The following is an 11,669-nucleotide window of genomic DNA, read 5'->3' on the forward strand; positions in this document are numbered from 1 at the left end:
GTCTTACTCCCCGGATGTTTCCAGATGGGCCGAGAACTGGCGATAGATCGCCTCTGCAAGCCCAAGCCCCGCGCGCCCCGCAGAAACCTCGGCCAGCTTCGAATCCAGCATCGACTGCACGTTGTCCGTTGCGGAACTGTCCAGTAACGATGGACCCAACGACGTGCTGCGCGCCGATTTTAGGATCTGGGTCACGAAAAGGGCCTCGAACCCTTCCGAGGCAGACCGCAGCCGCTGTTCCGAACGCTGCGCGGCGGCATCCCCTGTGGGGGTCAGACGAATGGGGGCGGATGTCACGGACAGGTCTGTCATGGTGCGCTCCCGGTCAGATGATGATCAACTCGGCGCGCAGGGCACCGATGCTGTGCAAGGCCTCGAGGATCGACACGAGATCCGATGCGCTGACACCCACCGCGTTGATCGCATCGACCAGCGAGGACAGCGACACACCCGGATCAAAGACAAAGGCGGGGTTGGTCTCTTCCGCCACATCGATCTCGGTATCGGGCAGCACCACCGGTTCACCGGGCACGACCACGTTGCCGTTTTCGCCGTTCACCACCGTGGCGCCCTGAGCCACGTCGAAATTCTCGTTCACCCGCACTGTCAGCGTTCCGTGCGAAATCGCCGTGGGGGTGACCCGGACAGTGCCGCCGATCACCACGGTGCCGGTGCGGGAATTCACCACCACCTGTGCCGGGGGTTGGGCCGGTTCGACCTCGATCTGTTCGAGCATCCCCATGAAGGGCACCCGCGCGCCGGGATCGGCAGGGGCACGCACCCGCACCGAACTGCCATCGAGCGCCACCGCAACGCCTTCACCGAATTGCCCGTTGATCGCATCGGCAACCATACCGGCCGTCGAGAAATCCGGACGGCCCAGGTTGAGCACGAAATACTCGCTTTCCAGAAAGGCCGTGTCGACCATGCGCTCGACCGTGGCACCGCGCGGAATGCGCCCCACCGTGGGTATGTTGACGACGACCGAGGATCCGTCACCACCCTCGACCCCCAGACCGCCGACCACCAGACTGCCCTGGGCAATCGCGTAGACCTCGCCATCCGCGCCCATCAGCGGCGTCATCAACAGCATCCCGCCCTGAAGCGACTTGGCCTTGCCCGAAGTAGACACGGTGACATCCAGAACCTGGCCCGGCTTGAGAAAGGGCGGCAGTTCGGCGGTCACCATGACGGCGGCCACGTTCTTGGCGTCGAGGTCATTGGCGTTCACCTCAAGACCCAGACGGGACATGATGGATTGCAGCGATTGCCGCGTCAGCCCGAGATTGCCATCGCCCGACCCCGAAAGACCGACGACAAGCCCATAGCCCACCAGCGGGTTCGACCGGACCCCCGCCACATCGACGATGTCCTTGAGACGGTCCGCCAGGGACAGCGAGGGCCAGAGGCACAGCAGCAGGGCAAGGATGCGGATCATCGCTGTCTCCTCAGAACGGCGCGACAGTGTCGAGCGCACGGCTGAGCCAGCCCTTTTTCGAGGAATCCGCGATATCCCCGGCCCCCACATACTTGATCTCGGCATGGGCGATCCGGTCGGACCGCACCACGTTGTCGGCAGAGATATCTTCGGGGCGCACAAGGCCGCGCAGACGGATATATTCCTGCCCGTTGTTCAGGGTCAGTTTCTTCTGGCCGACGATCTCGAGATTGCCGCCGGGCAGGATGCGCGTCACCGACACCGACACCCGGCCTGTCAGGGAATTGGACTGCGAGGCATTTCCATTGCCGGAAAAGCTGCGCGAGGTGCCGCCGGTAAGCCGCGTGTCGTCAAAACCGAAGGACACCACGTCGGGGATATCGACCTCGAAACTGTCGCTCTTGCTGGAGCCCGAGGCCTGCGACTTGCTGGCGGCAAAGCGTTCGCTGAAATCCACCGTCAGGATATCACCCACCTGTGCCGCGCGGCGGTCCGAGGCGAAAAGCCCCTTGGAGGAGGTCGAATAGATCCCGCCCGTCGGCATCAGCCGGTCCTGAGCCACCTCCCCGACCGGGAAGGCCGGCGCGTAAAGGTCGCTCTCGGCCTCTTCGATCTGGCTGGAACACCCGGCAAGAACACCCAGCAGAGCCAAGGCATATGCGATTTTATACATTTTTTTCTATCACTTACAGTTTGTTGGCGAGATAGCTCATCATCTCGTCGGAGGCCGAAATCGAGCGCGAGTTGATCTCGTAGGCGCGCTGCGCCTCGATCATCTCCACCAGTTCCTGAACCACGTTCACGTTGGAGGTTTCGAGCGCGCCCTGAACAAGGCTGCCCGCCCCGTCCGCCAATGGTGCGCCGATGACAGGTGCGCCGCTTGCCGTGGTCTCGACCACGAGGGTTTCACCCACCGGCTCGAGCCCACGCGGGTTGGTGAACTGTGCCAGCGTCAGCTGGCCCGCCTCCTGGGGTTCGACCGCATCGGGCAGGGTCACGCTGATGATGCCATCGCGCGAGATCGAAATGCTCATGGCTTCCGCAGGGATCTGGATCTCGGGCTGAACGACATAGCCGCTGCTGGTGGTCAGCACCCCTTCGGCATTCTGCGAGAACGTGCCGTTGCGGGTATAGCCGATGCGCCCGTCGGGCATCAGGACCTGAAAGAACCCCTTGCCGTCGATCGCCATGTCCAGCGCGTTGTCGGTCGTGGTCAGGCTGCCCTGGGTGTACATCTTTTCGGTGCTGACCAGGCGCACCCCGGTGCCCAGCGTCGTGGGCGAGGTCTGCGCCGTGGCCTCGGATGTCTGCGATCCTGCCGGACGCCAGGTCTGGTAGAGCAGGGATTCGAAATTGGCACGGTCCCGCTTGAACCCCGTCGTGTTGACGTTGGCGAGGTTGTTCGAAATCGTCTGGATCCGGGCCTGTTGCGCATTGAGGCCGGTCTTGGCCACCTGCATCACGTTCGAGGACATCGGCATTGCCTTTCATGGAGACTGCTGTCCCACATGCTGCAAGCCCCGTGCCAGAAGCCGCCGATTGTCCGATCTGCGAGTTTAGCCTTCGGGCGCCTGCAGAACCCGCGCGCCCCCTTCGTCGATGTCGCGCGCCGTCATTACCATCCGCATGCCCAGTTCGAACTGGCGCTGCATCTCCATCGAGGACAGCAGCTCTTCGACCGGGTTGACATTGCTTCCTTCGAGCGTGCCCTGCAGCACCTCGGCGCGTTGATCGGGTGGTGGCAGCGGGCCATCGACCGGACGGATCTGCCCGTCGAGCCCCTTGGTCAGTTTCAGGTCCTCGGCCGGGAGGACCGTGGCCAGAACCCCGGCCAGCACCGCCTCACCCCCCACCGCATCCAGCGGTTCGATGAAGATCTCGCCGATATCGGTGATCCGCACATTGCGGTATTCCGGCAGCTGGATCGGGGCCAGATCGGGTCCGAGCATGGCCTCGCCCGCGCCGTTGCGCAGCGTGCCGTCCACATCCCGGCGCAGGTCACCGCGCCGCGACAGCGCCGGATCACCCTGTTCGGGCTGGACATAGAAATAGCCCTGATCTGCAATGGCCACGTCAAGCTCTTCATCGGTGCGGTTGAGCAGCCCCAACTGGTTCGAAAAGCCGGCCTGCCCCTTTTCGAGATTGAACGCCTTGGGCACCATGCTGCCCGGCATGTTGAGATAGAAGGTCTCTCCCTCGTTGGGCAGATCGCGCCGGAACCCCGGCACCATCTGGTTGGCGAGGTTCTGCGCCTGCGTCACCTGGCTGTCGCGGTTGACGGCCAGCGCGTTGAGCGCGGTATAGATCAGGCGGTCCATGGGGGTCTCCGGTCAGAGCGGGTCAGATCAGGTCAGGCGTCAGGACCGGATGTTCATGACGGTCTCGGAGAGCTTGCCATTGGTCTCGAGCGCCTTGGCCGAGGCCTGGTAATTGCGCTGTGCCATGATCAGGTTCACCAGCTCTTCGGTCAGATCGACATTGGCCTGCTCGATCGAGCCGGACCGGATCAGGCCGAAGCCGCTTTCGCCAGCACCACCCAGACGCACGGCACCCGAAACGCGGGATTCGAGGTACGTCGCCCCGCCGATGCTCGTGAGCCCCTGAAGGTCGTTGAAATTGCCGACAACGATCTGCCCCAGCGACACCGCCGGTTCAGCGCCGTAGCTGGCCCAGACATTGCCGTCATCCCTGACCTCGAGCGATGCGAGGCTTTCCAGGCTGCGGCCATCATGGTTGACCGAAAGAACCCCGAACGCCCCCCGTGTCACCTCGGAATTGGCGAGGTTCAAAGAGATGGGACCGGTGGGCAGATCAAATGTCATGGCATCCAGACCGCCGGTCTGAACCCCGTTCCCGTCGAAGGACAGCACCGCGGCGGGATCGGCCGGTGTGGCGGTCTCGCCATCGACGACGAACTGCACACTGTAGGAAATGCTGGGATCGGCCGCATCCGGTGCATCTGCCAGGATGAAATAGGCACGGGCCGGAACCGCCACGCCGGTCTCGTCAAAAAACGGCACCGAGGTCGAATGGGCGAAGCTCGTGTCATCCGCCGGATCGAAAGGAGCGGCGGGCACCGCCGCCTGGGTGCCTTGCGCACCGTTATCGGTGACCGACAGGCGCATTCCCAAATCGACAGAGGTGGTCGCGCGCGGCGTGCCGCTTTGTTGCGGGATCTGCAAAAGCTGCGTTTCGGTTGTGCCGAGCCGCGCCCCGTCGGCGGCGGTGGGATAGACCATCATGTGATGCCCGGTGGCGTTGGTGACATAGCCGTCCACGTTCATGCCGAAGGCACCGGCGCGGGTATAGGCGAGCTTGGCGTCGTCCTCGGCCCCGGTGCGGACCTGAAAGAACCCCGGCCCCTGGATCGACAGGTCCAGCACATTGCCGGTCGCCCGGAGCGATCCTTGCGAGAAATCGACACCGATGCGCGAGGTCACGACACCCTGACCGACCTGCGAGGCCGGGCGGCTGTAGGGCGAGTTCGTATAGATGTCCGAGAATTCAGCACGGCTGCCGTGAAAGCCGATCGTGCCGACATTGGCGATGTTGTTGGAGGTGACGGAAATGTCGGTCTGGGCGGCGTTCAGACCCGAAAGGGCGGTGTACAAAGCCATATGCGGGCTCCTTCAGAGACAGGGGTGGGGATCAGCGGATCGAGGTGATTTCGAGACTGCTGCGCAGACCGTAATCCTCGACATCCAGCGTCAGGTTCTCGCCGTCCTGGGGCAATTGCACCCCCACGACACGGGCATAGACAAAGGGCGACGCAGGCGCGGGACCATCGGTCGTCACGGTCACCCGGACCGCATCGCGGGACTGCACCAGACTGTCGGGCAGGCTGCTCCAGTCAAAGCCCATCAGGCCGGCGGGCTGCGCGCCCATCTCCTGGCGGTGCAGCTCTTCTCCGGTCCGGGCATGGCTGTAGAGCACGGTGACGGCGCTGGCCGCCTCGGGCAGATCGGCGACGCCGTGGATGCTGCCTTCGGCATCGGGTCGGGCGGTGGTGCCCGGCACCAGCACATGCTGGCCCATCAGCGACGAGGCGGTGGCAATGCGGTTGCCGCCGATCTGGTCGCTGATCCCGGCAAGCGTCTGGTTGACGGTCTCCAGCCCCGACACCGTCGAGAACTGCGCCATCTGCGCGAGGAACTCGCCGTTTTCCATCGGTGCAAAGGGATCCTGGTTCTGCAACTGGGCCGCCATCAGGGTCAGGAAATCCTTCTGCCCCAGATTGTCCGATGAGGCCTTGGTCGAGGTGTTCGGCAGATAGGTCGGCCCTGCCCCGGTCAGCGCGGTTGTTTCGGTCATGACACGGCCTTTCCTACTGGCCCATCTTGACGGTGCGCGCCATCAGCGTGCGCAGCGTCGAGACGGTTTCGAGAATGTTCTGATATTGACGGCTGGCCTCGAGCATCTCGACCATTTCCTCGTCTGAATTGACCGTCGATTCAAAGACATAGCCCTCCTCATCCGCGAGGGGATGATCGGGACGGAAGCTCTTGATCGGTTCGCGGTCCAGCGACACGACATCGCGGACGCGGGCAGTGGAGAGACCGTCACGCCCCATCTGGTCGGAATAGACCGTCTCGAAGACCGGGCGCATGGGACGGAACGCGCCATCGCGCGTGGCACTGACCGCATCCGCATTGGCCATGTTCGACGAGATCGTGTTGAGACGCGTCATCTGCGCCGACATGGCGCTGCTGGCGACATCGAAGATGTTCTTGACCGTCACGCGTCATTCTCCCTTGATGGCGGTGGTCAGCCCCGAGATCCGGCGGTTCAGCAGGGTCAGGCTGGTCTGGTAGCGCAGGCTGTTCTCGGCGAATTCCATCTGCTCCACGGCGAGCTCCACGGTGTTGCCGTCCAGCGACGGGTTGGTGGGCACCCGGTAGCCGGGCTGGTCCGCACCGGGCCCGGCATGAGCGAAATGGCGGGCATTGCTGACGGTCATCGGACCATGGCCCAGCCTGCCGTTCAGCACGCTCTGGAAATCAACGTCCCGCGCCTTGAAGCCCGGGGTCGCCGCATTGGCGATGTTGGAGGCCAGCATTTCACCGCGCTGTTCCCGCAGGGTCAGCGCGCTGGCAAAGACATTCAGGTGATTGCGAAACGTATCCGGCATTGCGCAAGCTCCATCTGGTTCGGCGGTCTGCACCGCGGTTGGTCCGGTCCTTGCAGGCAAGAGCCACGGGACCGTGCCCCAACTCTGCAAGTCCAGTGCCAACCCGGATGAGGAAAGGAAAACCCATGCCCGACAGCACAGCGCGCGCCGCCGCGTTCAAGCCCCTGACATTGCCGCGCAGCCTGAGCCGGGTGCTGAGCCGCCTGTTGGCGCTGCCGGTGCAGGACAGCCTGCCGCTCGCAAAGGAGGCCCATGCCAACGCCCGATGCCCACGCCAGCGTGTCATCGCCATGCGCCTGCGGGTGCGGCTCTTGCAGGAAGCGTTGCAGGCGCTGCAGACCCCGGTGGAAGAGCCGCCCGAGCCGGTGATCGAGATCGTCCCGGAGCCGGAACCCGAACCGGTGGAAGCGCCCAAGAAGGCCCCGGCCAAGACGGGCAAACTGGTCAGCATGGATCTCGAAGGCGGGGCGCTGGCGATGATGATGCAGGGTCTGGGTGGCAGCGGTGACGACGATGACGATGATTTCTTTTCCAAAGACTGAGGGGGGGTCGCCCGTTCTCTATCTTTGGATACAGGACTTCTCTTTTGCGATCTCTCGATACCCTTTGCCCGCTTTGATTTCGGGCCTCTGCATGGGAGTGTGAAGAGGTTATCCACCCGCCCAAGGAGGCAGTACAATGAGCGTGATCCGGCATCCGAACGACTTTGCTCGCTCGCAGACGATCGCCCCGATCGCTCACCGGTCTGCATCGACAGCCCCAATTCATGCACCGGCCCTGCCGAGTGGGTGGTGGATCATCCCGATGGCCACACTTGGAATGGCCATGTGGTACTGGATCATCACGGGTCTCTTCGCCCTGATCGGATAATCTCTCCTAGTCCTAGCAGCCTCAGAAGCCCGGTCCCTCGTGGACCGGGTTTCTTTTTTCGTGAACCGGGAAAATGCCTGGCCCCCTGCGGGGATCACCCCACAGGGCAGGTCGCCAGCCGGGCATCGACGGGAAGCGTGGCGCACCATTCCTCGAAGGCCTGCAACGTCTTGTCCTGCGCCATGAGGCGCGCAGCGGGCTCCAGCCGCAACGCGACGGCATCGCGCAGAACTGCGGCGTCAGGCACCTCGAAGGCGGCGGCCAGCGCAAACCATTCCAACGCCCTGGGATCCTGTGACGGGCTGCGCAGCTCCAGCGCCACACGGCCCAGCGACAGGAATGCCGTCACCTCTCCGTCGGCGGCCAGCGCCTGCAGATCCGCCTCGAGCCGGTCGGCCAGACGGGTGCGCGCAGGGTCGGTCAGGCGTGACAGAAGATGGTCGGACAGATCGATGGCCCGCGCCTCTCCGGCGAACCGCGCGCGCCACGCCCAATAGGCGGCGGTCACGTCATCCTGCGGCACACCCCGCCCCAGCGCCTGCATCACCGCGAGGTTGACCTGGGCCACCGGGTCACCATCCTGCGACAACTGCCTGAAGATCGACACGGCCTCGGCGGTGCGCCCGGCCTCGGCCAGCTGCACCGCGGTGGCGAAATCAGGCTTCGGAGCCGCCTGCCCCCCCGTGGCAAGAGCCAGCAGCAGCCCGGTGAGGATCGCGCAGCACCTCATTTGCCCGCCAGCATGACAAGCTGGAGATACATGACCCGACGCCGTTCGCCGTGCTGGCGGTTCTCGTAGACCACGATGCGCTGGCGCTGGGTCTCGGTGGTTTCAAGCTCGATGCTCACCGTCGTCGGCAGGTAGACGTTGTAATGCGCCAGAAGCCCCTTGGGATCGGCGCGCAGCGTGTCGCTGAACTCCGCGTCGATCCAGGCCCGGGCCAGCGCCCGCCCGAGGATTTCCGGCAGATGCCGTTCGACCCGTGCGATGTCCTGCAGGTGGGTGCTGTGGCGCACAAGGGCGAAATCCGACGGCGGCACGCTCGTCCTTGGCTGCGGCCCTCGCCCGGACAGGCGGGAAAACACACCGGAAAACAGTCTCGAACCTGTCAGGGTCATACGGAAATCCTGCGATTGCCACGGATCGGAAAAACGAGGGTCATGTCGGTATAACGGCGCAGCGCGTCAGAGTGTTAGCCCCGGATGGCGTGGTTCTTGCTGGGGTATCTTCATGCGGATGTTGCGCCCTTCCAGAACGACCCTGTCGTTCCTCCTGCCCACGCTGGCCCTGCCTCTTGGCATGCTGGTGGCCAGCGTCCTGGCGGTGACGCAGCCGGTCGTCGTGCCCCCCGAACCGGACCAGGCCCCTGCCGAACCGGTCGAGGCAGCGCCACCGTCCCGCATGTACCACGCCTTCCTCAGCCCGGTCACGGTGAGCCTGCCCGCAAACGGCGGACGGCTCAACGTGCTGCTGGGTGCGGCGCTGCCGCAAACGGCGGACCGGGCGCTGGAGAAAACATTGCAGGACAATCCGGATGCCGTTCTCGCCAATCTCGCGACCGCCATCCTCGATGCCATCGACACCACCGGTGCCGGGGCGGATCCGGTGCAGCTCTACAAGGTTCTGCCCCCGTCCCTGCAGGTCGCGATGAACGCCAATCTGGCCGCCATGGGCGCGCCGCCGGATATTCTCGAAGTGCTGATCCTGGATTGGGCGCTGGTGCCGTAATTGGCAGAGTTCTTGCAGCTTGCCTTGCGTAATCCAGACGAAGGCAGACCCATGGACCCGCTCATTCAAACCTACCCGCCCACACCGGGCACAGACCTGAACAACCTTGCCGTGGAATTCGTCATCTGTGACGAAACCGGCCGCCCCCGCCGCAAGCAGATCTTCGGCGTTCTGCAGCTTTTGCGTTCGAAACTCGCGCCGCTGCGGATGCAGTAAAACGGCACTGGTGCCCTGCCCGGGTCCGGGCGGGGCGCGACACGCGGATCTAGCGATCCGCTCATCCCTTCCATCCCTCACGATCTTCATGCCCGCGCCCGGTAGGGTCGGTGCCCCCTGCCCAGCGATACCGGGCAGGGGGTGTGATGGCTTGTGTCAGAACAGGGCCATATCCCCACCAAACCCGACAAGCTGGATCAGGAAGTCGCCATCCACGGCGGACAGAGCATCTGCGTAGAAGGCTTCGCTCTGTGCGAGACCTTCGGCAAGGCTGGCTTCGGATCCGTCGAACTGCGCCATCACCATACGGGCCTCGTCCACGTCGGACATGCCGCGGGCCACCGCGAAATGCCCGCCCAGCAGCACCTTGTTCGCCAGGTAGGCGGCATCGGCAGGGCTGCCGGTTTCGGCCTTGGCACCGGCGAGGATCTCCTGGATGAAGGTCGGCGGCGTGATCTCCGGGTTGTCTTCCAGAAGGTCCAGCCAGAACCCGAGACCGGAGGCGTCCGGTGACCGGCCCAGCACGTTCTGGTAGACCGCCTCGACGAAGTCCGAGAGATCCGCGACCTCGCCATAGAGCGCACGGGTTTCGTCCTGGTCGAAGAAATGGCCCGCGATCTCGCGGAGACTCATCCCGTCGGCAAGCTGGTTGCCCCAGAAGTAAAGCCCCACCGCATCGGGGGCGCGGTTGAAATAGGCGATGTAAAGCTCGGTCAGCGCTGCCATGGCATCGCCTTCAAGACGCGCCATGCCGTCGAAGAGGTCCAGATCGATCCCCGCATCGGCAAAATCGAGACGATCCTCCGCGCTCACACTGCGTTGCCCTTCGCCACCCGGTCGCCGGTCCTCGATGACAAGGCTGCCGTCGGAGATGCGCAGCGTGTAGCTGGACTGCGAGCCGCTCAGCTCGATCTCCTGGGCAGCCTCGTCCTGCTCGATCCGGCTGGCGCTCTGAGCTGTCTCGCCAGCGCTCTCGGTGACAGCCGCTACAGGCGCGAGGTTGGTCTGCGGTTGGGGCTGGGGTTCAGGACGCGGCTGGGGCGTGACGACGGTCCCGTCCATGATGACCATCTGGCCGCCAGTGTCTGGGCCACCATACCCCAATGCCACGGACGCACCGCCGTTATGCTCGAAGTAATCAAGCTGGATATCGTGCTGACCCGCCTCAAGGTAGATCTCGTTCTGCATGAGGACCTCAGCATGCAGCCCGTCATTATCAACAACATTTTGACCATTCACATAAAGAATGGTTCCATCATCGGACAGGGTTGCAAAGGTATAGACACCCGCTTCCCGGATGGTGAGAACACCTGTGTACCGACCGGCAAAGAAATCCGCTGGACCACCATCCCAGAACGATCCATCGTCATCATTTTCGTTGATGCTGTTCACAACCATGCTGTGGATGGGGGTGTCGAAGCTGATCTGGCTCAGCCGCTCCGTGCCCTCTTCCACAGCGTAGAAGTCGACATTGAAGCCAGCCTGGGCGGGCTGTTCAGGCGTTGGCCCGGGTGTGGGCTGCGGCTGGGATTCGGGACGCGGCTGGGGGGTGACGACGGTCCCATCCATGATGACCATCTGGCCACCCGTGTCAGGGCCACCATACCCCAATGCCAAGGACGCACCGCCGTTATGCTCGAAGTAATCAAGCTGGATATCGTGCTGACCTGCCTCAAGGTAGATCTCGTTCTGCATGAGGACCTCAGCATGCAGTCCGTCATTATCAACAACACTTTGACCATTCACATAAAGAATGGTTCCGTCATCGGACAGGGTTGCAAAGGTATAGACACCCGCTTCCCGGATGGTGAGAACACCTGTGTAACGACCGGCAAAGAAATCCGCTGGACCACCATTCCAGAACGATCCGTCATCAGCCCTTTCGTTGATTCTGTTCACAACCATGCTGTGGATGGGGGTGTCGAAGGTGATCTGGCTCAGCCGCTCCGTGCCCTCTTCCACAGCGTAGAACTCGACATTGAAGCCAGCCTGGGCGGGCTGTTCAGGCGTCAGCTCGGGTTCTGGCCGGGGCTGTGATACGGGGCGCGGCTGGGGGGTGACGACCGGTGTGTCGTCGTCTTGCGGGGTGGGTTCCGGCACGGGACCGAACTCGAACGCGCCGTTGTCCCAGACCCCGTCCTTCATCGTGGCGGGTGCGGGATGGCTGTCCATGAAGCGTTCCACCGCGTCGTGGCGCGCGGTGCTGTCCTGCAGGTGGCGCAGCGAGCCCCAGCTGCCCCATTGGCTGGGTTCGGAGACATCGACGAAGACGTTGAAGAGCGTGCCGC

16 protein-coding genes are annotated in these 11,669 nt (G+C 63.8%); 4 read left to right on the forward strand and 12 right to left on the reverse strand.

Annotated elements, in window-relative coordinates:
* Positions 1 to 3 precede the first annotated feature (3 nt).
* From IEV82_RS22100 to flgB, 9 genes are all read right to left on the reverse strand, one after another.
* Positions 4 to 312, reverse strand: coding sequence for a rod-binding protein (locus IEV82_RS22100; protein WP_188484263.1), 309 nt, complete (start codon positions 310 to 312; stop codon positions 4 to 6).
* Between the two features lie 13 nt (positions 313 to 325).
* Positions 326 to 1,438, reverse strand: coding sequence for a flagellar basal body P-ring protein FlgI (locus tag IEV82_RS22105; protein WP_188484264.1), 1,113 nt, complete (start codon positions 1,436 to 1,438; stop codon positions 326 to 328).
* Between the two features lie 10 nt (positions 1,439 to 1,448).
* Positions 1,449 to 2,111 carry a flagellar basal body L-ring protein FlgH gene (locus IEV82_RS22110; RefSeq protein ID WP_188484265.1) on the reverse strand — a complete coding sequence of 221 codons (663 nt, stop codon included), beginning with the start codon at positions 2,109 to 2,111 and terminating at the stop codon, positions 1,449 to 1,451.
* A gap of 13 nt (positions 2,112 to 2,124) precedes the next feature.
* The gene (flgG, locus tag IEV82_RS22115; protein WP_188484280.1) at positions 2,125 to 2,913 is read right to left on the reverse strand and encodes a flagellar basal-body rod protein FlgG; all 789 of its coding nucleotides are present in this window, start codon (positions 2,911 to 2,913) and stop codon (positions 2,125 to 2,127) included.
* An 81-nt stretch (positions 2,914 to 2,994) separates the two neighbouring features.
* On the reverse strand, positions 2,995 to 3,756 hold the full coding sequence (locus tag IEV82_RS22120) for a flagellar hook-basal body complex protein (protein ID WP_188484266.1): 762 nt from the start codon (positions 3,754 to 3,756) through the stop codon (positions 2,995 to 2,997).
* A 39-nt stretch (positions 3,757 to 3,795) separates the two neighbouring features.
* The gene (locus IEV82_RS22125; RefSeq protein ID WP_188484267.1) at positions 3,796 to 5,055 is read right to left on the reverse strand and encodes a flagellar hook protein FlgE; all 1,260 of its coding nucleotides are present in this window, start codon (positions 5,053 to 5,055) and stop codon (positions 3,796 to 3,798) included.
* Between the two features lie 31 nt (positions 5,056 to 5,086).
* Positions 5,087 to 5,749 carry a flagellar hook assembly protein FlgD gene (locus IEV82_RS22130; RefSeq protein WP_188484268.1) on the reverse strand — a complete coding sequence of 221 codons (663 nt, stop codon included), beginning with the start codon at positions 5,747 to 5,749 and terminating at the stop codon, positions 5,087 to 5,089.
* Positions 5,750 to 5,762: 13 nt separating this feature from the next.
* Positions 5,763 to 6,176, reverse strand: coding sequence for a flagellar basal body rod protein FlgC (flgC, locus tag IEV82_RS22135; protein ID WP_188484269.1), 414 nt, complete (start codon positions 6,174 to 6,176; stop codon positions 5,763 to 5,765).
* Between the two features lie 3 nt (positions 6,177 to 6,179).
* Positions 6,180 to 6,566 (reverse strand): flagellar basal body rod protein FlgB, encoded by a 387-nt coding sequence (flgB, locus tag IEV82_RS22140; protein ID WP_188484270.1) that lies wholly within the window; start codon positions 6,564 to 6,566, stop codon positions 6,180 to 6,182.
* 125 nt (positions 6,567 to 6,691) lie between these two features.
* Here flgB and IEV82_RS22145 point away from each other — a divergent pair, with 125 nt between their 5' ends.
* Positions 6,692 to 7,108: a hypothetical protein gene (locus IEV82_RS22145; protein WP_188484271.1), complete on the forward strand. Its 417-nt coding sequence runs from the start codon at positions 6,692 to 6,694 to the stop codon at positions 7,106 to 7,108.
* A 136-nt stretch (positions 7,109 to 7,244) separates the two neighbouring features.
* Positions 7,245 to 7,436 carry a hypothetical protein gene (locus tag IEV82_RS22150; RefSeq protein WP_188484272.1) on the forward strand — a complete coding sequence of 64 codons (192 nt, stop codon included), beginning with the start codon at positions 7,245 to 7,247 and terminating at the stop codon, positions 7,434 to 7,436.
* Positions 7,437 to 7,530: 94 nt separating this feature from the next.
* Here IEV82_RS22150 and IEV82_RS22155 read toward each other — a convergent pair whose 3' ends face one another.
* Together IEV82_RS22155 and IEV82_RS22160 are read right to left on the reverse strand one after the other, a co-directional pair.
* A complete protein-coding gene (locus tag IEV82_RS22155; RefSeq protein WP_188484273.1) occupies positions 7,531 to 8,166 on the reverse strand; it encodes an SEL1-like repeat protein in 636 nt (211 codons plus the stop codon).
* On the reverse strand, positions 8,163 to 8,555 hold the full coding sequence (locus IEV82_RS22160) for a hypothetical protein (protein ID WP_188484274.1): 393 nt from the start codon (positions 8,553 to 8,555) through the stop codon (positions 8,163 to 8,165). Before IEV82_RS22160 ends, IEV82_RS22155 begins: the two co-directional genes overlap by 4 nt.
* Positions 8,556 to 8,667: 112 nt before the next feature.
* On the opposite strand from IEV82_RS22160, the gene IEV82_RS22165 reads away from it, so the two are divergent.
* Together IEV82_RS22165 and IEV82_RS22170 are read left to right on the forward strand one after the other, a co-directional pair.
* On the forward strand, positions 8,668 to 9,165 hold the full coding sequence (locus IEV82_RS22165) for a hypothetical protein (protein WP_188484275.1): 498 nt from the start codon (positions 8,668 to 8,670) through the stop codon (positions 9,163 to 9,165).
* Between the two features lie 51 nt (positions 9,166 to 9,216).
* A complete protein-coding gene (locus IEV82_RS22170; protein ID WP_188484276.1) occupies positions 9,217 to 9,381 on the forward strand; it encodes a hypothetical protein in 165 nt (54 codons plus the stop codon).
* Between the two features lie 156 nt (positions 9,382 to 9,537).
* Here IEV82_RS22170 and IEV82_RS22175 read toward each other — a convergent pair.
* Positions 9,538 to 11,669: PA14 domain-containing protein (locus IEV82_RS22175; protein WP_188484277.1), on the reverse strand; the 2,132-nt coding region annotated here is incomplete at its 5' end.

Origin of the sequence: Marivita lacus (assembly GCF_014637725.1) — a bacterium.
GTDB lineage: Bacteria > Pseudomonadota > Alphaproteobacteria > Rhodobacterales > Rhodobacteraceae > Marivita > Marivita lacus.

Excerpts from the sequence above, each read along its gene's own strand:
- IEV82_RS22100 (WP_188484263.1), bottom strand. The coding sequence starts at position 312 with ATGACAGACCTGTCCGTGACATCCGCCCCCATTCGTCTGACCCCCACA.
- IEV82_RS22105 (WP_188484264.1), bottom strand. The coding sequence starts at position 1,438 with ATGATCCGCATCCTTGCCCTGCTGCTGTGCCTCTGGCCCTCGCTGTCC.
- IEV82_RS22110 (WP_188484265.1), bottom strand. The coding sequence starts at position 2,111 with ATGTATAAAATCGCATATGCCTTGGCTCTGCTGGGTGTTCTTGCCGGG.
- flgG (WP_188484280.1), bottom strand. The coding sequence starts at position 2,913 with ATGTCCTCGAACGTGATGCAGGTGGCCAAGACCGGCCTCAATGCGCAA.
- IEV82_RS22120 (WP_188484266.1), bottom strand. The coding sequence starts at position 3,756 with ATGGACCGCCTGATCTATACCGCGCTCAACGCGCTGGCCGTCAACCGC.
- IEV82_RS22125 (WP_188484267.1), bottom strand. The coding sequence starts at position 5,055 with ATGGCTTTGTACACCGCCCTTTCGGGTCTGAACGCCGCCCAGACCGAC.
- IEV82_RS22130 (WP_188484268.1), bottom strand. The coding sequence starts at position 5,749 with ATGACCGAAACAACCGCGCTGACCGGGGCAGGGCCGACCTATCTGCCG.
- flgB (WP_188484270.1), bottom strand. The coding sequence starts at position 6,566 with ATGCCGGATACGTTTCGCAATCACCTGAATGTCTTTGCCAGCGCGCTG.
- IEV82_RS22145 (WP_188484271.1), top strand. The coding sequence starts at position 6,692 with ATGCCCGACAGCACAGCGCGCGCCGCCGCGTTCAAGCCCCTGACATTG.
- IEV82_RS22150 (WP_188484272.1), top strand. The coding sequence starts at position 7,245 with ATGAGCGTGATCCGGCATCCGAACGACTTTGCTCGCTCGCAGACGATC.
- IEV82_RS22155 (WP_188484273.1), bottom strand. The coding sequence starts at position 8,166 with ATGAGGTGCTGCGCGATCCTCACCGGGCTGCTGCTGGCTCTTGCCACG.
- IEV82_RS22160 (WP_188484274.1), bottom strand. The coding sequence starts at position 8,555 with ATGACCCTGACAGGTTCGAGACTGTTTTCCGGTGTGTTTTCCCGCCTG.
- IEV82_RS22165 (WP_188484275.1), top strand. The coding sequence starts at position 8,668 with ATGCGGATGTTGCGCCCTTCCAGAACGACCCTGTCGTTCCTCCTGCCC.
- IEV82_RS22170 (WP_188484276.1), top strand. The coding sequence starts at position 9,217 with ATGGACCCGCTCATTCAAACCTACCCGCCCACACCGGGCACAGACCTG.